General features: G+C 26.4%; 23 protein-coding genes. 22 read left to right on the top strand and 1 reads right to left on the bottom strand.

The genetic code is table 11. The annotated features are described in order from the left end of the window. Positions 1-92 precede the first annotated feature (92 nt). Entirely contained in the window at positions 93-338 is a 246-nt protein-coding gene (locus NG918_RS00545; protein ID WP_003369321.1) for an AbrB/MazE/SpoVT family DNA-binding domain-containing protein, read from the bottom strand. 612 nt (positions 339-950) lie between these two features. On the opposite strand from NG918_RS00545, the gene NG918_RS00550 reads away from it, so the two are divergent. From NG918_RS00550 to ftsX, 22 genes are all read left to right on the top strand, one after another. Then, entirely contained in the window at positions 951-1,541 is a 591-nt protein-coding gene (locus NG918_RS00550; RefSeq protein ID WP_252211607.1) for a DUF1836 domain-containing protein, read from the top strand. 449 nt (positions 1,542-1,990) lie between these two features. Beyond that, positions 1,991-3,172: a DegT/DnrJ/EryC1/StrS family aminotransferase gene (locus NG918_RS00555; RefSeq protein ID WP_252223963.1), complete on the top strand. Its 1,182-nt coding sequence runs from the start codon at positions 1,991-1,993 to the stop codon at positions 3,170-3,172. A 13-nt stretch (positions 3,173-3,185) separates the two neighbouring features. Next, positions 3,186-3,776, top strand: coding sequence for an acyltransferase (locus NG918_RS00560; protein ID WP_252211609.1), 591 nt, complete (start codon positions 3,186-3,188; stop codon positions 3,774-3,776). Next, positions 3,777-5,093 (top strand): nucleotide sugar dehydrogenase, encoded by a 1,317-nt coding sequence (locus tag NG918_RS00565; protein WP_252223966.1) that lies wholly within the window; start codon positions 3,777-3,779, stop codon positions 5,091-5,093. It abuts the gene before it with no gap. Positions 5,094-5,502: 409 nt separating this feature from the next. Next, positions 5,503-6,345, top strand: coding sequence for a YihY/virulence factor BrkB family protein (locus NG918_RS00570; RefSeq protein ID WP_252211611.1), 843 nt, complete (start codon positions 5,503-5,505; stop codon positions 6,343-6,345). A gap of 76 nt (positions 6,346-6,421) precedes the next feature. After that, entirely contained in the window at positions 6,422-6,769 is a 348-nt protein-coding gene (locus NG918_RS00575) for a single-stranded DNA-binding protein (RefSeq protein WP_252223969.1), read from the top strand. 614 nt (positions 6,770-7,383) lie between these two features. Beyond that, a complete protein-coding gene (locus NG918_RS00580; protein WP_252211613.1) occupies positions 7,384-7,707 on the top strand; it encodes a DUF6514 family protein in 324 nt (107 codons plus the stop codon). A 73-nt stretch (positions 7,708-7,780) separates the two neighbouring features. Then, positions 7,781-8,152, top strand: a complete 372-nt coding sequence (acpS, locus tag NG918_RS00585; protein ID WP_252211614.1) for a holo-ACP synthase — start codon at positions 7,781-7,783, stop codon at positions 8,150-8,152. 1 nt (position 8,153) lies between these two features. Then, the gene (locus tag NG918_RS00590; protein ID WP_252223973.1) at positions 8,154-9,653 is read left to right on the top strand and encodes an NAD(P)H-hydrate dehydratase; all 1,500 of its coding nucleotides are present in this window, start codon (positions 8,154-8,156) and stop codon (positions 9,651-9,653) included. 65 nt (positions 9,654-9,718) lie between these two features. Continuing rightward, a complete protein-coding gene (locus tag NG918_RS00595; RefSeq protein WP_252211616.1) occupies positions 9,719-10,348 on the top strand; it encodes a germination lipoprotein GerS-related protein in 630 nt (209 codons plus the stop codon). Positions 10,349-10,717: 369 nt separating this feature from the next. Further along, on the top strand, positions 10,718-10,972 hold the full coding sequence (locus NG918_RS00600; RefSeq protein WP_252211617.1) for a hypothetical protein: 255 nt from the start codon (positions 10,718-10,720) through the stop codon (positions 10,970-10,972). A gap of 9 nt (positions 10,973-10,981) precedes the next feature. Beyond that, the gene (locus tag NG918_RS00605) at positions 10,982-11,335 is read left to right on the top strand and encodes a type II toxin-antitoxin system PemK/MazF family toxin (RefSeq protein ID WP_286673916.1); all 354 of its coding nucleotides are present in this window, start codon (positions 10,982-10,984) and stop codon (positions 11,333-11,335) included. 171 nt (positions 11,336-11,506) lie between these two features. After that, complete coding sequence (locus NG918_RS00610; RefSeq protein WP_252211618.1) at positions 11,507-14,173, top strand: sigma-54-dependent transcriptional regulator; 2,667 nt, start codon at positions 11,507-11,509, stop codon at positions 14,171-14,173. 607 nt (positions 14,174-14,780) lie between these two features. Beyond that, positions 14,781-15,203, top strand: a complete 423-nt coding sequence (locus tag NG918_RS00615) for a PTS sugar transporter subunit IIA (protein WP_252223976.1) — start codon at positions 14,781-14,783, stop codon at positions 15,201-15,203. A 20-nt stretch (positions 15,204-15,223) separates the two neighbouring features. Beyond that, the gene (locus tag NG918_RS00620) at positions 15,224-15,694 is read left to right on the top strand and encodes a PTS sugar transporter subunit IIB (protein WP_252211620.1); all 471 of its coding nucleotides are present in this window, start codon (positions 15,224-15,226) and stop codon (positions 15,692-15,694) included. Between the two features lie 35 nt (positions 15,695-15,729). Further along, complete coding sequence (locus NG918_RS00625; RefSeq protein ID WP_252211621.1) at positions 15,730-16,488, top strand: PTS mannose/fructose/sorbose/N-acetylgalactosamine transporter subunit IIC; 759 nt, start codon at positions 15,730-15,732, stop codon at positions 16,486-16,488. Between the two features lie 26 nt (positions 16,489-16,514). Next, positions 16,515-17,372: a PTS system mannose/fructose/sorbose family transporter subunit IID gene (locus tag NG918_RS00630; RefSeq protein WP_252211622.1), complete on the top strand. Its 858-nt coding sequence runs from the start codon at positions 16,515-16,517 to the stop codon at positions 17,370-17,372. A gap of 457 nt (positions 17,373-17,829) precedes the next feature. Next, a complete protein-coding gene (locus NG918_RS00635) occupies positions 17,830-18,654 on the top strand; it encodes a transketolase (protein ID WP_252211623.1) in 825 nt (274 codons plus the stop codon). After that, positions 18,654-19,598, top strand: coding sequence for a transketolase family protein (locus tag NG918_RS00640; RefSeq protein ID WP_252211624.1), 945 nt, complete (start codon positions 18,654-18,656; stop codon positions 19,596-19,598). Before NG918_RS00635 ends, NG918_RS00640 begins: the two co-directional genes overlap by 1 nt. 292 nt (positions 19,599-19,890) lie before the next feature. After that, complete coding sequence (locus NG918_RS00645; RefSeq protein ID WP_252211625.1) at positions 19,891-20,742, top strand: YitT family protein; 852 nt, start codon at positions 19,891-19,893, stop codon at positions 20,740-20,742. Positions 20,743-20,859: 117 nt separating this feature from the next. After that, on the top strand, positions 20,860-21,546 hold the full coding sequence (gene ftsE / locus NG918_RS00650) for a cell division ATP-binding protein FtsE (RefSeq protein ID WP_252211626.1): 687 nt from the start codon (positions 20,860-20,862) through the stop codon (positions 21,544-21,546). Next, entirely contained in the window at positions 21,536-22,426 is an 891-nt protein-coding gene (gene ftsX / locus NG918_RS00655; protein WP_252211627.1) for a permease-like cell division protein FtsX, read from the top strand. Before ftsE ends, ftsX begins: the two co-directional genes overlap by 11 nt. The last annotated feature ends 250 nt before the right edge of the window (positions 22,427-22,676 follow it).

Genomic DNA, 22,676 nt, shown 5'->3' on the forward strand with positions numbered 1-22,676 from the left:
ACACGCATTTAAAACAGAGCTAAATATAAAATAAACAGCACCTCTAAAATTTTAGAGGTGCTAATATTGTTATTAAGTATAATTAATAGATATTATCTATTGTTTTTTATTTCATCTAAACAATTAGTACAAACATTTTTTCCTTTATAGTTTATAACGTCTCTTGCATCTCCGCAGAATATACAAGCTGGTTCATATTTTTTAAGGATTATTTGTTCACCGTCTACATAAATTTCTAAAGCGTCTTTTTCAGCAATATCTAAAGTTCTTCTTAATTCTATTGGAATAACAATTCTACCTAATTCATCTACTCTTCTAACTACACCTGTTGATTTCATAAAAATTCCTCCTAATTACAATGTTCGACATTCTACTCTGACATATTACCAAGTATGTAATATAAAGTCAATATATATTTTATGTTTTTTGTATAATAAGTTACAAATTTCAACTTTAATAAACATTATATATAAAATATACTACCATATTTTAGAAATGTCAATAGAATTTTTAGAATTTTTTACTATACAATATAAGATGATTTTAATATAAAAAATTGCATTACTACTGAGGTTAAATGGGATAAGCCTATATTAAAATAAAAAAAGTAAAAACAATTAGTAAAAATTAGAAAATATGGATAATTACCAATTTGTCATATAAATATTAAAAAACACAAAAAAATTTAAAAATATATAAAAAAACAATGCATATTGTCTTAAACAGACAAAAAATATTATTTTTCCATATAATAATTTAAAACAATTATAAATAAAACAGAAAATATAAAACAATTAAAAAATAGAAATTATAATTTATATACTAAATTTTTGAATTATCATATATAATAAAAACATATTCAGATTATTATAATGGTAAAAATAACTTGTAATAAGTTTATTTTTACTATATAATTTATTTAAATATACTAAGAAAGTGTGGGATATTATATGAATAATCATATGGAGTCGTCTTATATAAAAGAAATAGTTGAAAAAATATCTGAAAATAGTTTAGTTTCATGTGAAGATCTACCAAAGTATGATTTATTTTTATCTCAAGTTATAGACTACTTAAATGATAAATTTATGGATGAAAAATTCACTAATAACATAGTTCAAAATTATATAAAAAGTGAAGTTATCACAAAACCAGAAGATGGTAAAAAACGAGGATACACTAAAATACATTTAGTTCAGCTTGTATTATTAAGTTATATGAGACCAGTGCTAACTACTGATGAAATAAAAAAAGTATTTAGTTTAGCATTTAACGAAATAAATGAACGAGATGATGATATAATTTGTTGGCAAGATGCTTATAAAATATTTTCAGAAATACAAGATGAAAGTTTAGATGAATATTTAAAAGCATCCTTAGAAAATGAAAAAAAATTAAAAGAAAGAGTTAAATGCTTAAATTTAAAAGAATCAGAAGAAGAAAGAATAACAGTCTTTCTATTAGTTTTATCATTAATAGCAGAAGCAAGTGTAATTAAGAAATTAGTGCAAAAAATAGTAAATGAATATCATGCAGATTAGGCATATGAAAATAAATAACAAGTAAAATATTTGAATGTGCCTTAATTAAATAAGAGGAATAAGAGTATGAAGAGATTAATTAAACACTTACTCAAATAAATTATAATTTATTTGAGTAAGTGTTTTTTAAAGAAATATAATAAGTTTTGTAATATTTTATTATATTTATACAAAAAATACTCTTATATATGTTATTTTAAAGTAGTATTAGTATACACTTTTTGTTTTTTGTTCATATAAAATAAAAAGTTTATTTATCTATTTAAGTATGTTAAAATATTCATGTTAGTTTATCAAAAGAAGTAGCTTTATGATAACTAATTTAATGAGATAAGATAATTTTTATAAATAATTAATATTTAGAATTTAAATATTTGTTATAATTTAGTAGAAATGAATTATCAAAACAATAAATTGGTAATATAAGTAAAATCAAAGGAGCGAGGAAAATGAATATTCCATTAATTGATTTAAAAGCTCAATATAAGTCTATTTCTGAAGATTTAGATAGAGTAACTAAGGAAGTATTATCTTCTGCAAATTATATTATGGGAAAAAATGTATCTGATTTTGAAAAGGATTTTGCAGATTATATAGGCGTTAAGCATGCTATTTCAGTAGGAAATGGAACAGATGCATTAGTTATTGCATTAAAATCTTTAGGAATTGGAGCAGGTGATGAAGTAATAACTTCAACATTTACTTACTTTGCTTCAGCTGAATGTATATCTGCTGTAGGAGCAAAGCCAGTTTTTGTAGATGCAGAAAAAGATACTTTTAATATAGATCCAAGCAAAATAGAAGAAAAAATTACTGAAAAAACAAAAGCAATTATACCTGTTCATATCTTTGGACAAAGTGCTGATATGGATGAAATAAATAAAATAGCTAAAAAATATAACTTAAAAGTTATTGAAGATGCTTGTCAAGCAGTTGGGGCTAAATATAAAGGAAAAATGATAGGGGCATTAAGTGACATAGCTTGTTTTTCATTCTTCCCAACAAAGAACCTTTCATGTGCTGGTGATGGTGGTATGATAGTAACATCTGATGATAATATAGCAACTATAGCTAGAGCATTAAGAACTCATGGAAGTGGAGAAACAGGACAAAAAGCATATAATTTATTAAATAATATAAATGAAGATATAGATAGATCTAATACTGGGGATGATACAGTATATAATCCATTAAAGTACTACAATTATTTAATAGGATATAACTCTAGATTAGATGCTATTCAAGCAGCAATATTAAAGGTGAAATTGCCTCATTTAGATAAATGGAATTCAAAGAGAAAAGAAATAGCAAAAATATATGATGAAAACTTTAAAGATTCAAAAGTCGTTACACCAAGTGTTAGACAAGAAAATGAATCAGTATATCATCAATATGTATTACAAACAGAAGATAGAGAAAAAATGTTGAATAAACTTAAAGATAAAGGTGTGGCAGCAGGGGTATATTATCCAGTTCCATTACATTTACAAAAAGTATATCAAGATCTTGGATATAAAGAAGGGGATATGCCAGTTGCAGAATATCTTTCACATAGAACATTTGCAATTCCTGTTTATCCAGAATTAACAGAAGAGCAAATAAGATATATAATTGATTCTATAAAGGAATAGAGAGGTATAATTTATGGATAAGAAGTATTTTGTACATGAGTCCAGTTATATAGATGATAATGTTGAAATAGGAGAAGGAACAAAAATATGGCATTTTTCTCATATTATGAGTAATTCTATAATGGGTGAAAAATGTAATATAGGTCAAAATGTAGTTATATCTCCTGGAGTAAAACTAGGTAATGGAGTTAAAATACAAAATAATGTATCTGTGTATACTGGCGTTATTTGTGAAGATGATGTATTCTTAGGACCATCTTGTGTATTTACTAATGTAATAAATCCTAGAAGTTTTATAGAAAGAAAAAGTGAATATAAAAAGACTATTATAGGAAAAGGTTCATCAATTGGAGCAAATGTAACAATAGTATGTGGTCATAACATAGGAAAGTATGCTTTGATTGGAGCAGGAGCTGTAGTTACTAAAAATATACCAGATTATGCTTTAGTTGTTGGAAATCCAGCAATAGTTAAAGGATATGTATGTAAATGTGGCTCAAAGTTAGATTTTAAAAATAACAAAGCAATTTGTGAAAGTTGTAATGAAGAATATCTAAAATCTGATGAAAAAGTTGAGTGTGTAGATTTAGGAGGTATAAAATAGATGTCAAGATTAAAGCAACAATTATTAGAAAAAATAAATAATAGAACTGCTAAAGTAGGCGTAGTTGGATTAGGATATGTTGGTTTACCATTAGCTGTAGAAAAAGCAAGTGCAGGATATGAAACTATTGGATTTGATGTTCAAGACCAAAAAGTTAAAATGGTGAATGAAGGTAGTAATTACATAGGTGATGTAGTAGATGAAAAGTTAAAAATGTTAGTTGATGATAAAATACTAAGAGCTACTACAGATTTTAGCTTTGTAAAAAATGTAGATACTATTTGTATATGTGTACCTACACCACTTGATTTATATAAGCAACCAGATTTATCATATGTAGTAGAATCAACTAAAAGTGTTGCACAATATATGCATAAAGGTATGTTAATAGTACTTGAAAGTACTACTTATCCAGGAACAACAGAAGAAGTTCTTAAACCTATATTAGAAGAAAGTGGATTAAAATGTGGAGAAGACTTTTTCTTAGCATTCTCACCAGAAAGAGTTGACCCAGGTAATAAAAACTTTAACACTAAGAATACACCTAAGGTTGTTGGAGGATGTAGTGCAGATTGTACAGAAGTTGCAGCAGCATTATATAGAAATATTTTAGAAGGTGAAATACATACTGTTTCATCACCAGCAGTAGCTGAAATGGAAAAAATATTAGAAAATACATTTAGAAATATTAACATTGGATTAGCTAATGAAATGGCTATACTATGTAACAGAATGGGAATTGATGTATGGGAAGTTATAGATGCAGCTAAAACTAAACCATATGGATTTATGCCATTTTATCCAGGTCCAGGTCTTGGAGGACACTGTATACCGCTTGACCCATTTTACTTAGAATGGAAAGCAAAGGAATATGATTATCATACAAGATTAATAGAAACTTCAGGAGAAATAAATGATTCAATGCCTGAATTTGTATTAGATAATGTAATGAAAATATTAAACAAACATAAAAAAGCACTTAATGGATCAAAAGTTCTAGTATTAGGAGTTGCATATAAGAATGATATCGATGATTATAGAGAATCACCAGCATTTAAAGTTATTGAACTTTTAGAAAAAAATGGAGCAGATGTTATTGTAAATGATCCATATTGTGAAGTTTCCAAATATAAGAATAAAGTCTATAATTCTGTAGATTGGAAAGAAGTAATTGATGACAGCGATATTGTTATAGTAACAACTAACCATAGCTGTTATGATTATGAAGATATAGTAAGTAAGGCTAAAGTTGTTTATGATACAAGAAATGCAACTAAGAATGTAGTTAACAATAGAGATAAGATTTATAAATTATAGAATTATATTGATTTAGATACTAATCTATGTTTTGAGAAAATGTCAATATTGTTCTAAAACATAGTAAAAATATTTAAAGTTTAGTTTATTATAGGATTTAGTGCTCAGTAAGCATTAAGTCCTATAATTTTGTTGAAAACATGAATATTTATTTAAAATAAACTTTATTTTTATATTATGAATATTTTATAAATTTTATCTATAAAATATGAGAATAGAGATATAATGTTTAATGGGTAAAGATTTTAAATATTTTAATTAGTAAGCTTTGTAGGAAATTATGAAATCTGTTTATGGCTTGTTATCATAATTAATTCATTTAAAGGGATAAAGGGAATGTGGTATAAATATAATTTTATATAAGAATTAAATGAGATGATAATATCTAAAGATAGGAAATGGTGATTTAATGAGTCATACGAAGATGAGTTTAAGAGAAAAATTAAGATTATTATTACACTTGATTGTAAAAGTAAAAAATGATGATATTTTTGCATTAGCATCTCAATTAGCATATTATTTACTTTTATCATTCTTTCCATTTATTATTTTCTTAATAACGTTAATAGGATTTAGTAATATGGATTCTATACAAGTATTAAATGGAATAAAAGCTATAGTTCCAGAAGCGGTATTTGAATTAACTTCATCTATAATAGTTGAGGTTTTTGATAAACAATATACAGGTTTATTAGGAATCTCAATTTTATTAGCTTTATGGACTTCATCATCAGGTTTTAGAGCTGTAATTAAAGGTGTTAATAAAGCTTATGGTTTTAAAGAAAAGAGATCATTTATAAAAAGACTAATAATTTCTATGCTTAGTGTAGTAGCATTGGCAGTAATTATAATATTATCATTGTCTATGCTTGTATTTGGAAATGTAATAGGAAGTTATTTGGTAAAAATGATTCCTTTTACAAAAATAATTATGATTTTATGGAATATATGTAGATATGCTTTTGTTGTGATTATGATGATATTTATATTTGCGTCAATATATAGATTTACTCCGTCAAAAAGATTAAAATGGAGAGAAGTAATACCAGGATCTATATTTAGTACAATAGGATGGATAATAACATCTTATGGATTTTCTTTTTATATAGATAATTTTAGGAATTTTTCTAGATTTTATGGAAGTCTTGGAGCTGTTTTTATATTGATGACTTGGTTGTTTTTAGTTTCAATTTTATTTATTTTAGGAGTAGAAATAAATTGTGTGTTAGATGAATTTAAAAACCAATTATAAGAATATTGTATTTTACTGAATATAATTACATTAACTGGATAGAATCAATAAAGAAATATTCAGGAGGTGTAATATAATGAATAAAATAGTATTAGTAGGAAATTTTATAAAGGACCCTGAACTTATGTATACTGAAAAAGATAGTAAAACATACAGTAAATTTATAATAGCTGTAGATAGACCATTTAAAAGTTTAGATGGTACTAGAAAAGCTGATTTAATTCCCGTAGTAGTATGGGGCAAAAAAGCAGAAGTTATATGTCGCTATATGAAAAAGGGCGATAGTATAAGTTTAAGTGGTAGATTAAGAACTGGAAGTTATGAAGATAAAGACGGAAATAAGAAATACATAGCAGAAGTTGTTGGTGAAGACTTTAAGTTCTTAGGAAACAAAAGGCCGGAAAAAGTTATTGCAGAAAATTAAAATAATATATAATTTTAATTTTCTGCAAGTGAATAAAATTGAAGTGAACTCTGTTAAGTAGATACAGTAAAAAATACTGTTGTAAAACCTACTTGACGGAGTTATTTTTATTCTTTAGGACTTTATTTTATTTATAAAGTTTTAAAATATTAGAAAAATTTAAGAAATAATATACCAAATATTGAATTAATAAATAAATGTGATATAATAAATAATGTAAACGATAACTAAAAAGTTTTCAGTTTTCAATTTTCAATTATGGTTACAATGAAATTTATGGGGTTAAAATGGGAAAAAATAAACCATCTTAAAATAGATTTAGGCTATTTAAGGTGGTTTATTTTTATTCTATAACAATGTATAAACATATATAAATATAAGATATATATTAAAATTAAAATTAAATTATTGCAATTAGATTAATATTCGACAAATACTTTAAATTTAATTTTAAATATATTTATTTATACGGTGATAAATAGCAAGTTTGAAAATTTATTGTCAATAAAAAATATATAAATAACTAATTATCGGGACATGCTTTGACATTTTATAAAAGGTTAATGTGATAATATTAACATGTGTTACAAATTTAAAAGGGGTTGAGTAATTATATGGATATTATAGAAGAATATACATCTATAGATACTGAAAACAATTTTGAGTATAAATATAGGTTAACCAAATCACTGTATAAAGGAATAACAGGATATGGCATAGAAGTACAAAGCCAAAACTCAAATACCACTAATGAGGTATTTTATGAAAAGGATTCAGTAAATTTAATTTCTATAAATAGACACAATGTTAAAGCTTTACTTACTAAATTATATGAAAACAGAGTTTCACCACTACATCTTATAGACATTATTGGTGAGTATGTAGACGAGCATGTATGTGAATTTGACAATTTTACTTCAAAGGAAGTTGCAAATTAATTGTTAAATATTACTTAAATACTTTATTTAGTATATACTAAATAAAGTAACTTTCTGAGAAAGGGGTAATATTTTGATAAGAGGAATTGGAACAGATATAATAGAAATTGAAAGAATAAAAAAAGCTATTGAAAGTAATCCAAATTTTATAAATAGATTTTTTACGCAAAAAGAGATTGAATACTTTAAATTAAGAAGATTTAATGCTAATACTATATCAGGAAATTTTGCAGCAAAAGAAGCTGTAAGTAAAGCATTAGGTAGCGGTTTTAGAGGATTTGGATTGAAGGATATAGAGGTATTAAGAGATGAACTAGGAAAGCCAATAGTGAATTTAAGTGATAAATTATATAAAATGTTTAATTTAGATAATTATAATATTTTTATAAGTATATCTCATAGTAATACTGACGCTATAGCATATGCAATAATAGAGGTGATATAACATGGAAATTATGTCTTCTAAAAAGTGTAAACTAATTGATGAGCTAACAATTAATGAAATAGGAATTCCTAGTATTGTTTTAATGGAAAATGCAGCTATATCAATATATAAGGAAATATATAATATGGGTGATAGTTTTCTTGTAATATGTGGTCAAGGAAATAATGGTGGAGATGGTTTAGCGATTTCTAGACATTTATTCAATAATGGTAAGAAGGTAAAAGTTTATATTGTTGGAGTTAATGAAAATTATAGTGATGATTTTAAATTAAATCTAAAAATATTAACCAATCTAGAGAACATAGAAATTAAAAAGATAAGATCAGAGGAAGATATAGATATTAATTTAGTTAACGATATTAAAAAATTTGATGTCGTAGTTGATGCTATTTTTGGTATTGGATTAAATAGGGATCTTAAAGGTTTGTTTAAAACTATTATAGATGAAATTAATGTTAACTCAAATATAATTGTATCAGTAGATGTTCCATCTGGCTTAGATTGTGATGAGGGAGTACCAAAAGGAATTTCAATAAGAGCAAATTATACGTATACATTTGAAGTTATAAAAAAAGGATTCTTAAGTTATAAAGCAATTGAATATTTAGGAAATATTAAAGTTGTAAATATAGGTATTCCCCAAAAAATTAAAAAACAAAATAATGATGGAATTTGTATATTAGATGATCCTGAATATAAAAAGTTAATCCCAAAAAGAAATATTTATGGACATAAAGGAAACTATGGTAGAGCAATTATAATTGCAGGTAGCAGTGGGTTTACAGGGGCAGCATTTATAACTACTGAATGTACAGTTAGAAGTGGTGCTGGATTAGTAACTTTAGTTTGTCCTAAAGAAATACAACCTATATTATCTAATAAATTGATAGAGGCTATGACTTTAAATACAGAAGATGAAAAATTAAATGAGCTATTAAAAGGAGCTCAAGTCATTGCCATTGGACCAGGACTTGGAACTGGAGAAAAAGAGAAACAACTATTTGAAAAGGTTGTAAAGCAAACAACTTGTCCAATAATCATTGATGCAGACGCAATAACATTATTGTCAAAAAATAAGTCATTACTAAAATATTTAGAAAATAGAGCAATTATGACACCACATCCAGGAGAATTAGCTAGATTTTTAGATATAAAAATTAGTGAAGTTGAAGATGATAGAATTAGCGTAGTAAAGAAATTTTTTAAGGATTACAGAATAAATTTATTGTTAAAGGGTTATAAGACAGTAATTTGTGTTCATAATAAAACTTACATAAATGAAACGGGTAATAGCAAAATGGCATCAGGTGGAATGGGTGATGCCTTAACAGGAATAATAACTGGACTAATATCTCAAGGAGTAAACATTGAAGAAGCAACTGTTTTAGGAACTTATATACATGGAAAATTGGCTGATGAAATTTCGCAAAACTCTTTTATAGTTAATGCAAGAGATATTATTAATAATTTACCAACAAAAATTAATAACATTCTTAATTAATTAAGAATAAAATAAAAAAACTTTTCATAATAGTAATAAAGTATTAATAAAGCTTTGGAGGATTAATGGAAAAGAAAAAAAAGACAATTAAAAGTAAAATGCTTTTATCTACTTTATTACTTATACCAATTATCACTATTCTATTGATAGTTTTATTTAGACATATTTTACTTCCGACTAATGAAGACATTTTAAATTATGTTAAGAACATAAAAGAATATAGTACAGGCGTAGAATATATATTTAAAAATTCAAGAGGTGAAATTAAAGAATTAACTACACAATATTATAGCGATAATAAAGGATTGAGAATTGAATTTGGACAAGATAACAAAACAATAAAAGTATATAACAGCGGAGAAATACAAGTTAAGGACTATCAAGGTGATGAATTTAAACTTGATGGGAATATGGACGTTATTTATCCACTAGCATCAATAAACAATATTTTATCTAATAAGATGTTAGGTGAAATAAAAGAAAACGTTAAAGAATGGGGTGATGGAAACTACCTGGAAATTGATTTGAAGTATGATATGAATAATAAACATTTTGAAAAAGGAAAATTTTATATAGATAAAAAAACAAAGTCACCTATATTATTAAAAATATTTGATATTAACGGAATTGAAAGAGTTATTATAACTTATAAAGATTTTAAAATTGAAAAGAATTTAAGTGATGAGTTGTTTTAATCAATATATGTTTTTTAAGATAACCTATGATGATAAGGAAGAATGGAAACCACATAAAAATTGAAATTTTTATATTATCTTTGTAGTTAATGTTCTTCCTAAGAATTAAATAAGTAAAAAACATTGGAATTAAATAAAATTAAGCCATATTAATATCAAAATAACATTAGCTTAAAATTATTTTATAGAAAGTATCATAAAGATACATACGTTTTAAGTAAATAATTGTTACAAATAATATAAATAAATAAAACTCTTAGTTTAATAAAAAATATATAACAAAAAAAGGACAATTCTTTTGACAAATTGACATAATTTGCAATATAATAGATATATACATAGGATTTTTACTACTATGGAGGAGAAATTATGTCACATTTTAAGGATAATAAAAAAAATTACGATATATTTTGTACAAATAAAAAAAAGAGTGAATTTATGAGCGACTCAATAATATTATATATTGATGATACGATTGAAGATATGAGTTTAGTCGATTTTGAATACTCAATGATAAAGGGTTATCAAGATATGGCAGAATTAAATTTGGAACTTTCTAGAGATGGGGTTGAAAAGCTATTAAGTGATATTAATGAATATGAGATATGGCTTTGCGGAGAGTGATTATTTGAAATGGCAACTATGGTAGTAAAAAGAGGAGATATATTTTATGCTGATTTAAGTCCTGTTATAGGATCTGAACAAGGCGGAATACGTCCCGTTATTATAATACAAAACGATATAGGAAATAGATATAGTCCTACTGTTATTGTAGCAGCAATAACATCACAAATAAACAAGGCTAAACTACCTACTCATGTTGAAATATCTTCAGAGGAGTATGGTTTAAATAGGGATTCAGTTGTATTATTAGAACAAATAAGGACTTTAGATAAACGAAGATTAAAGGAAAAAATTGGACATATGACTGATTGTGATATGAAGAAAGTCAATAAATCTTTGATTATAAGTCTAAATCTTAATTAAAAAAAAGGATAGAGTGAATCTATCCTTTTAAAGCATACAGAGACACTTTCTATAGTAATAGCATATAAACTAAGGAAAGTGTCTTTTATTATATAATAAATTAAATTTTTACTTTAGCTAAAGATTCTTTTATTTAAAACATATCTAATTTATAAAAAAGGAGATGTTTCAGTGTTTGATGATTATAAACCAAAAGATAAATTTAGTAGAAAAGAACGAGTATATAAAAAGTTAAAAGATCTTACTAAAACTATAAATTTTAGTGAAACGTTAGAAGAAAAAATAGGATTTGAAGCTAGTTACATAGCTAAAGAATTAAATATATCTAGAAATAATGTGAGTAAAGAATTAAATTGTCTTGTAAATGAAGAGCTGGCAGTTAAAATTCAGGGCAAACCAGTATTATATCTAGATAAGATTTATTTAGAACTAAAATTTGGTATAACTATAAAAGAATCAGTAATAGCCCAATATAGTTCATTAAGTAAAATATTAACAAATGAAATAAGTTTGAAAAAAGATGAAGAGTTTAAAAATATAAAAGATATTAGAGAATTAGATAAAGAAAAACTACCTAAATATAAAAAAACTATTTTTAAAAGCATAATTGGTAGTGAAGATTCATTAAAATCACAAATTAAGCAAGCAAAAGCAACAATATTATATCCACCTAATGGATTACATACTTTATTAATCGGACCTACAGGTGTTGGGAAAACTACATTTGCTGAAGCTATGTATATATATGCAATAGAATCAGGAAAACTTACGAAGGATTCTCCATATATTATATTTAATTGTGCAGATTATGCAGAAAATTCTCAGCTTTTACTTTCACATTTATTTGGACATGTAAAAGGAGCATTTACTGGTGCAAGTTGTGAAAAAAAAGGATTGGTAGATCAAGCTAATGGTGGAATATTATTTTTAGATGAGGTACATCGTCTATCTCCGGAAGGACAGGAAATGCTATTTTCATTAATGGATAGGGGAAGTTATAGGAGATTAGGAGAATCTGAGAATGCAAGAAAAGCTAACATATTATTTATAGCAGCAACAACAGAAAATCCTAAATCAGCTATTTTAGGAACATTTTTAAGAAGAATTCCTGTAACAATCAAGCTGCCTAGTTTAAGTAAACGTTCACTAAAGGAACGAATGGAGCTTATTTGCCAATTTTTTAAAAATGAATCTGTAAAAATTAAGGCTCCATTAAAAGTATCTAAAGAAGTATTAAAAGTATTACTACTTTATAAATGTCCTGGTAATATCGGTCAGTTAAAGAATGATATTCAACTTATTTGTGCTAATGCATTTGTTGAATATATTACAGAAGAATATGAATATGTATATGTAAAGTTATCTCAAATTTCTCAAAGATTTAAAGAAGGTTTATTTACAATTGAAGATAAAAGACAAGAACTAATTAAATATTTTGATTTAAATGATTTTGAATCTATAATATTTAATGGTTCAAGCGAAGAATCAGACGACAATTTAAATGGATTATTATTGTATGACAACTATAATACTGAAGGAGATTTTTATGATTTAATGCTACAAAAAGCTCAGAAGTTTTATGTAGACGGATTATCTATAAAACAGATTAGGGAAAATATAGTTAATCAAATCCAATATAGATTTAATAATACAGCATCTATAGAAAAATCTGAAGACTTAGAACTTGATAAAGAAGTATTATCCAAAATAGTAACACCAGAGATTGTTGAGATTATTAAAGAATCATTTGTAGAAGATTCACATGACTGTATTAAGAATATAGATACTAAATTAATGTATAGTTTGGCATTACATATAGAAACTCTTTTGGAACGATTAAGAATAGGAAACATAGTTATATACCCTAAATCTGAAGATAATTATAAAAATTATAAACAAGAATACAATCTTGCAACATTAATAAAATCTAAAATAGAAGAAAAATTTTTTGTTAAAATACCTAATGATGAATTAGCATTTATAACTATGTTCTTGCGTTCTGTAAATACTAAAAAAGAACATGGAAATATTCAAGTTTTAGTAATTGCGCATGGTCATGGAACTGCAACTAATATGGTTGATGTTGCAAAGACGCTTTTAGGATATGATTGTATACATGCATTAGATATGCCATTAGAAGAAAAAGTTGAGGTCACTTTAAAGAAAGCTATAAATACAGTTAGTAAAATAAATAAAGGAAGTGGAGTTTTACTACTAGTTGATATGGGATCTTTAGCAACATTTGGAGATGTGATTACGGAAAAAACAGGAATAGAAACAAGAACTATAAAAATGGTTAGTACACCTATGGTTATTGAAGCAGCAAGAAAAGCTATGACTTCAAATATAAATATGGATATATTAGTGAATAATATAGAGAATGTTAGCTCATTAATTGGAGGTAGAGTAAAAGTAAACACAGAAAATATAGATTCAAGAAATTTGGAAATAGGAAGTAATTATGAAAATATAAATTGGAAAAAACATATTATAAAGTTATTAGATGAGGCACTTACATTCTTAAATGTTGAAAAAGCATCAGAAATATTAAATCAAGTTTTAGAAAAAATAGCTACAGATTGTGGTAATAAAATTGATGATAGCTTGTATATAAAATTTTTATTTCATTGTTCTTGTATGATAGAACGAGTTATAAGAAATGAGTCTTTACCATATAAAAAATTTTTAACAATAAAAAATAGTAAGAATAAACTTTTTAATATTATAAAAAACAATTTTGAATTAGTTGAAGAGATATTTGGGATTTCTATTCCGGACTCAGAATTAGCATACATAGTTGAGATGGTTGATATTAGTTTTAATATAACAAAAAATTAAAGTTATGTTTTAGCAAAGTGTTGATATATGCATAAGCAAAGTGGACAAAATGTAAAAAAAGGAAACTCGACTTCTGATAGTCGCTGAGTAAGTTCGAGGAGCGAAATATAAAATTCCGACTCTCACTTAACAACACTAAAATAAGTATAGTCCCATTTTAGCTTGTTCCCAATATAAAATTGAGACAAGCAGTAAATTTGACAATACTTATTAAGTGTTCTAAAAATCCAATTACAATGCCACTTGGCCTATTGCATATATCAACACACATTTAAAACAGAGCTGAAATGTAAAAAAAATGTGTATTTATATAAATAAAAAACTAAATGTGTATTTACATTTAGTTTTTTTTAATACACGTTTAATACACATTTAATACACATAGGGTGATACTAAATTAAAATGTATATAATTAATTTATTTAGCATTAAATAAAATTATTTTATGAAATATTATATGATTTTTGTTTATTTAAACGTTAACAATACTGGGGTTAAAGGGATATCTATTATAAAATACTATTTTTGATACACATTATATTAATTTTTTGGCAAGGGACTTGCTTAATAAATAAGTATAAGAAAAACTAAGGAGGTGTCAAGGCAAGATGATAGGAATTTTATTGGTGACTCATGGAAAATTTTCAGAAGAAATAGTAAAGAGTGCGGAACTTATTGTAGGAAAACAAGAAAAAATATTAACATTAGGACTTCAACATGGAGATAGTGTTGAAATGTTAGGTGATAAGGTTAAGGAGTCAGTTCAATCTTTAGAAGATGGTGATGGAGTTTTAGTATTAGTAGACCTTATGGGAGGGAGCCCTTATAATGTAGTTGCTCTAAATTCAAGTAAATTATCAAGTATTAATTTTAGATGTATAACAGGTGTTAATTTACCAATATTACTTGAAGCAATTACAATGAGAGAAGTTTATAACTTAGATGATTTAACTGATCATTGCGTGGAAACAGGAACAAAAGGAATTAAAGAATTATTTAAAGAAATGGAATTATTAAAAAGGAGTAATTAATTAAAAAGGAGAGGATAAATATGTTAAATATTGTTTTAACAAGAATAGATGATAGATTAATACATGGTCAAGTAGCAACAGCTTGGTCTAAAATTACAAAGGCAACTAAAATAATAGTAGTAGATGATGCAGTAGCTCAAGATCCATTTATGGAAATGGTTTTAAAATCAGCGGCACCATCTTCAATTAAAGTTGAAATATACGGAGTAAATGATGCTATTAATGCTTTAAATAAAGATGATGACGGAGAAAGAGTAATAGTTTTAATTAAGACTCCAATGCCTGTTCTTAGTCTTGTAAAAGCTGGAGTAGCAATAAAAGAATTGAATCTTGGAGGAATGGGTGCAAAACAAGGTAGAAAACAATTCTATAAGAATATTTCAGTTTCAGATGAAGAAAAAGAAGCATTTAAAGAGCTTAAGGAATTAGGTGTAAACGTTTTTGTGCAAATTGTTCCTGATGCAAAGCAAATTCAATTAGATAAAATATAACAAATAAACTTTAACTATACATAGGAGGGATCAGTATGAATGTTACAATTTTACAAGCTGTATTAATAGGATTTTTCTATTATATATCATGGAGTCCTTGGTTTACTTATGCAGGATTCTTTACATTTAACAGACCTTTAGTAGCTGGATTTATAACAGGAATAATATTAGGACATCCTTTAGAAGGTGCATTAATAGGAGCTGGTATAAATGTTATTTATTTAGGATTTATATCAGCAGGAGGAGCTCAAATGGGAGATCCTGCTTTTGCTGGATATGTTGGTACTGCACTTGCAATAATTTCAGATTTAGATATTGAAACTGCAATGGCAATAGCAGTTCCTCTTGGCACTATTGCAACAATTCTATGGATAGGAAAAATGACAATCAACTCATTCTTTGTTCACTGGGCAGATAAAGAAGTTGAAAAAGGAAATATTGATGCCGTCGGATTTATAAATGTAATACCGCCACAAATAGCACTTTTTTTACTAAGCTTCATACCTGCAGCATTAGTTGTATATTATGGACCTAATGCAGTATCAGGACTATTAGAAGTTCTAAGTCCTAATGTATTACATGTATTTAATGTAATAGGTGCAATGTTACCAGCATTAGGTATTGCAATGAACTTAAAATTAATAGGAAACTCATTTACAATGCCATTCTTTGTATTAGGAATCATAATGTCAGTTTGCTTTAAGCTTGATATAGTTATTATATCAATAATAGGAATGGTAATCGCATTAACTGTAACTGCTATAAAGAATAGTAATTCTACTTCTAATGCATAAAAGGAATTTGAGAGGAGGAACTATATATGTCAGAATTAAATGTTATGCCTACAAATAAGCCGGTTGAAAATGATGAAATTAAAACTTTAACTAAAAGAGATGTAATAAAATCTTGGATTAGATGGTTTATGTTTGCACAATCAAATTATAACTATGAAAGAATGCAAGCTACATCCTTTGCACATTCAATGTTACCAATAGTAAAGAAGTTATATAAAGATAAAGAGGATAGAAAATCAGCAGTACAAAGACATTTAGCATTTTTTAATACTGAACCTATTTGTGGATCTGTAATTCATGGTATAACTATAGCTATGGAAGAAGAAAAATCTAATGGTAAGCCAATAAGTGATGAAGGATTTAATGCTATAAAAACAGGATTGATGGGACCTTTAGCAGGCGTTGGTGATACATTAACACAAGGGATTATTACACCTATTTTGCTTGCAATATGTATAGGTATTACTAATACAGGAAATATTGCTGGACCAATAATATTTTTAATATCACAATTTGCTATAATGGGTGGTATATCATTTAGCTTATGGATGAGTGGGTACAACCTTGGTAAAAAAGCTGTGGAACAAATATTACAAGGTGGAAAAATAAATAAAGTAATTGAAACTGCATCTGTACTTGGTACTCTTGTAATGGGTGGTCTTGTTGGTAGATTTGTTGATTTAAAAACTAATATAAGTTTTAATATGGGAGAAGTTGATTTCAGTTTACAAACAGATCTTTTAGATAAATTAATGCCAGGATTAATACCGTTTGCTTTGACATTAATAGTATTACAAATGGTTAAAAAAGGAGTTTCTCCAATTAAAATAATGGGAATACTTATAGGTGCTGGTGCTATTTTAGGAGCTTTAGGTATATTCTAATTAATAAAATTTTTAAACACTATTTAAATTAATAACCATTTAACTCATTATATAATAAATCGATTATCTAAAATACATAAATTATATTTTAAGGTAGGGTGTTGATATCTGCATATGCAAAGTGGATAGAGTAATTGAACTTTACCTACTGTATATATCAACACATATTTAAAACAGAGCCAATAAAAAAATTTCAAATTTAAATATTGTTTTTAAGATAATCCTTAAGTTGTATATGCCATGAAAAACAAATTTCATGGCATATATTAATTATTATGGGTTATCGAAGTGGAAAAAGTATAGCATATTAATAAATAGTGTATACAATATAAGAAAATAACGTATACAATATAATTATTAATATATACAAATATAATAAATCATGATAGAATAAAACTGTTGAAAAATGAAAAGAATATGTTCTAGGTGAGGAATTTAATCATAGGAGGATTATAGTATGAATAATAACAAAGAAAAGCTTCAAGAAATATCAAAGCTTATAAGAAAAGATATAGTAACTATGCTTACTGAATCAGCATCAGGACATCCGGGTGGATCTTTATCAATAGCGGATATAATGAGTGTATTATTTTTTAATGAAATGAACATAGATCCTAAAAATCCTAAGAATCCTGATAGAGATAGATTTGTATTATCAAAAGGACATGCTGCACCAGCTTTATATAGTGCATTAGCAAGAAAAGGTTATTTTGATGTAGAAGAATTAAATACTTTAAGAAAGATAGGATCTAGATTACAAGGACATCCTAATATGAATGATTTACCAGGAATTGATATGTCAACAGGTTCATTAGGACAAGGAATTTCAGCAGCTGTTGGAATGGCATTAGCAGGTAAATTAGATAATAAAAATTATAGAGTTTACACTATATTAGGTGATGGAGAACTTGAAGAAGGTCAAGTTTGGGAAGCATCAATGTCAGCAGCTCACTATAAATTAGATAATTTAACTGCATTTGTAGATTATAATGGACTACAAATAGATGGAAATATTTCAGATGTAATGAATCCAGCTCCAATTGATAAGAAATTTGAAGCTTTTGGATGGAATACTTTAATAATAGATGGTCATGATTATGATCAAATTTTAGCTGCAATCGAAAAAGCTAAAAACACAAAAGGACAACCAACAGTTATAGTATGTAAAACAGTAAAAGGTAAGGGTGTTTCATTCATGGAAAACCAAGCAGGATGGCATGGAGCAGCACCAAGCGTAGAACAACGTGATCAAGCATTAAAAGAAATTGGAGGGGAAAACTAATGGGTAATAAAATAGCAACTAGAGAAGCTTATGGTAAAGCATTAGTAAAACTTTCAAACATGAATAAAGATGTTGTAGTATTAGATGCAGATTTATCAAAGTCAACTAAAACAGCAGATTTTAAAGCAGCTGCACCAGAAAGATTTATAAATATGGGAATAGCAGAAGCTAATATGATGGGAGTTGCATCAGGTCTTTCAACTTGTGGAAAAGTTCCATTTGTTAGTACATTTGCAATGTTTGCAGCAGGTAGAGCATTTGAACAAATTAGAAATTCAATTTGTTATCCAAAACTTAATGTTAAAGTTTGTGCAACACATGCAGGATTAACAGTAGGAGAAGATGGAGCATCTCATCAATCAGTTGAAGATATTTCATTAATGAGAAGTATCCCTAATATGACAGTAATAAATCCAGCAGATGCAATTGAAACTGAAGCAGCTATTTTAGCTGTATCAGAATATAAGGGACCTTGTTATGTAAGACTTGGTAGATTAGCAGTTGAAAATGTAAATGACAATGCTGACTATAAGTTTGAAATAGGAAAAGGTGTAACATTAGCAAATGGAAATGATGTTACTATAGTAGCAACAGGAATAATGGTTAAATTAGCATTAGAAGCTAAAGAAGAATTAGCTAAAGATGGAATAGATGCAAGAGTTATTAATATTCATACTATAAAACCTATAGATTCAGAATTATTAATAAAAGCAGCAAAAGAAACAGGTGCTATTGTTACTGCTGAAGAACATAGCATAATTGGTGGATTAGGTTCTGCTGTATCAGAAGTATTATGTGAAGAAATGCCAGTTCCAGTATTAAAAGTTGGAATTGAAGATACATTTGGTGAAAGTGGAAAGCCAGAACAATTATTAAAAGCATATGGATTAACAACTGAGAAAATAGTTGAAAAAGTTAAAAAAGCAGTATCAATTAAGAGATAATTAATTTTAATTATTAAGGTAGCAATATTTTTATTTATTGCTACCTTATTTTTATTTCTTTGATATAAGTAAATTATGTGATTTTTTAGGCTAAAAATGTTTAATAATAAGTATAAAATTTTAGATATAGTAAAATTAGATTTAAAATAGTAAAGTAGAAATTTATTTAGCAAAAAGAATATTGATATTGTAAAAAAATAATGGGAAAATATAGAGGAGTTATTACATACTTTGAATAATAAAAGGCAATAGTGGAAATATAGATATATATTTATAAATAGGGGGAATGATTATGAGAAGTTTAATAAGAGAATATGGAATAATGACAATAGGTATAATACTAGTTGCATTAGGAAATGAGTATTTTTTTATACCTAATAAACTTGCTGGTGGTGGAATAACTGGAATAGGTATTATAATAAATGAATTTGCACCTAATATTTCAGTTGGAGGAATAACTTTTATATTAAATACTATATTATTAGTTTTGTCATTTATATTTATAAATGGTGATTTTGGGGTTAAAACAATATATGCAAGTTTAGGATTATCAATAATAATGTGGATTGTAGAGAAATTCTTTAGTCCAGTTGCTATAACAAACGATCTTATAATAGCAACAATATTTGGAACAATAATAGCAGCTTTCGGTATGGCATTAGTTTTTAATCAAAACTCATCTACTGGAGGAACTGATATATTAGCTAAAATGTTAAATAAATTTTTAAATTTAGATATAGGAAAGTCATTGCTTATAGTAGATTTTATTATTACGTTTGCAGCAGCTTTAGTATTTGGAATAGATATAGGTCTATATTCAATGCTTAGTGTAATAATATTAGGAATTCTTGTAGATAACTTTATAGAAGGATTCAATATATGTAAACAAGTAATAATTATTAGTCAAAAAAATGATGAAATTAGCAAATATATAATGGATGTATTAGGTAGAGGCTGTACTTTTTTAAAAGGAATAGGCGGTTTTACTGGAGATAATTCAACAGTTTTGTATGCTGTATTAAGTAGAAATCAGTTTATAAAATTAAAAAGATTTATACAGGAGACAGATTCAAAGGCATTTATAGCAGTTGGAGAAGTGCATGAAGTCTTGGGAGAAGGCTTTAAAGATATACAAATGGATTAAATATAATAGAATTTTTATATTTAAGAAATTTGTATAACATTAAAAACTCTTCTATGATATAATTATTTTGTAAGTTTTACAGAGAAATTGTATAATTTCATCCAAAGGAGAGTTAATATGATTGAGTTTAAAAATATATCGAAAATTTATGATAATAATGTAAAAGCGTTAAGTGATGTAAATATAGAAATAAATTCAGGCGAATTCGTTTTCTTGGTAGGACCAAGTGGATCAGGAAAGTCAACATTTATTAAGATGATATTAAAAGAAGTAGAACCAACTAATGGGAAAATAACAATAGGAAATAAGGATTTATCAGCTATAACTAGAAAGCAAATACCTTATTATAGAAGAAAAATAGGTATGGTGTTTCAAGATTTTAGACTTATACCTAATTTAAATGTATATGAAAATGTTGCATTTGCTATGAGAGTAGTAGAAGCATCACCAAGAGAAATAAGAAGAAGAGTACCTATGGTATTATCATTAGTAGGTTTATCTCATAAATATAAAATGTTTCCTAATGAATTATCTGGTGGAGAGCAACAAAGAGTTTCACTTGCAAGAGCATTAGTAAATAATCCATCTGTTTTAATAGCTGACGAACCAACAGGTAACTTAGATCCAGAAACAGCTAGAGAAATAATGGAATTATTAGATGATATAAATAAATCAGGAACAACTGTCTTAATGGCAACACATGCAAAGGATATAGTTGATTATATGAAAAAGAGAGTTATAGCAATTGATAGAGGAGAAATAGTAAGAGACGAAAAGAGAGGTAAGTACGAAGATGAGAATTAATACAATTACATATTTTATAAAAGATGCATTTACTAGTTTAAAAAGAAATAGAACTATAAGTTTTGCCTCAATACTTACAGTACTTATAACTTTCTTTGTTTTAGGAATATTTATATTATTAGCAGGTAATGTAAACCAAGCTATTAGTAGCGTTAAAGATAAAGTTGATCTTGAAATATTTCTTAAAGATGATATAAAACTTATTGATCAAAGAGAAATAGAATTAAAATTAAGAGAAGTAGATGGCGTAAAAGATGTTATATATCAATCAAAAGAAGAAGCATATAAGAAAGTTCAAAAAACAACAAGTGAAAATGAAGGATTATTACAAGGATATACTTTAGAACATAATCCATTTCCAGCATCATTTACCGTAAAATTAGAATCACCAGAAGATGCGGAAAATATAAGCCAAGCTTTAGATGGATTTACAGGAATTGAAAAGATAGATAATCAAAAAAAGGTTGTTGACGGAATTGTAAAATTGGTAAAAGGTATAAATGTAGTTGGTGGAGCATTATTTATAGTTCTAGTTGGAGTATCTATTTTCTTAATAATGAATACAACTAAATTAACAGTTTATTCAAGAAGAAGAGAAGTTGGAATAATGAAATTTGTAGGAGCCACTGATTGGTTTATAAGATGGCCTTTTATAATAGAAGGTATGGTAATTGGAGTTTTAGGTTCTACATTATCATGTATAGTGTTATTCTTTGCTTATAAGGGAGTGTTTAGTTGGATAGCATCAATGATGATGTTTGTCGCTCTTGTTCCTCCTATATATGTTTTAAAAGTAATGTTATTGGAATTTGTAATTGGTGGAATTTTAGTTGGTGGAATAGCTAGTGCATCAGCTTTAAGAAAATTCTTAATAGTATAATTTCTTATAAATAAGAATAAAATTAACTTATAAATAAAAATAATGGACCAAATATTCTTTAAATATTTTTAATTATTAGAATAAATAGAGTATTAATACTTTGTTTATTCTAATAATATAAATAAGTAAAATAATTAAAGAGTAATGGTTTATTATTTTTTTTAAATGTTTTATATTATATCTATAAGCCCAAATAACTATATAAATAATTAAATAGGTATTGATTTAATATATTGTGGTTGTACATTGT

It is taken from the genome of Clostridium sp. ZBS2 (assembly GCF_023845855.1).
GTDB classification, from domain to species: Bacteria; Bacillota; Clostridia; order Clostridiales; family Clostridiaceae; genus Clostridium; species Clostridium aquiflavi.